The organism is Oceanospirillum sediminis (assembly GCF_014164585.1).
Classification (GTDB): domain Bacteria; phylum Pseudomonadota; class Gammaproteobacteria; order Pseudomonadales; family Halomonadaceae; genus Oceanospirillum; species Oceanospirillum sediminis.
In genome coordinates this window covers 1-415 of record NZ_JACJFM010000165.1, presented here as the reverse complement: position 1 = coordinate 415, position 415 = coordinate 1, and the positions used below count along the sequence as shown (strand labels likewise).

Below are 415 nucleotides of genomic sequence, written 5' to 3'. Positions count from 1 at the left end.
ACAAAGATGGGCACGACGTTTCTAAAATTGTTTCAGAACTATCAGACTTTCAAGTTGCAATACCAAGTTGGGCTTTAGGGGCAGGAGGAACACGTTTTGGACGTTTTTCATTTTATGGGGAGCCATCAAGCCTTGAGCAAAAAATAGACGATATAGGTGTTTTACATAGTTTAACACAAACCGCAGGGGCTGTGTCGTTACATATTCCTTGGGATATCCCTTCAGATTATGCAGCAATTAAAGAAAAAGCAGATGCTTTAAATATTAAATTCGATGCTGTAAATTCAAACACATTTCAAGATCAAAAAGATGCTGCAGAGAGCTATAAGTACGGTTCTTTGAGTAATACAAGCAAAGCTGTACGTGAACAAGCTATTCAGCATAACTTAGATGTTATTAAAATAGGAGACAAACT

1 pseudogene is annotated in these 415 nt (G+C 37.1%); it reads left to right on the top strand.

Features of this window, described 5'->3' with window-relative positions:
- Positions 1-415, top strand: a pseudogene (locus H4O21_RS28260) (sugar isomerase); the annotation flags it as partial.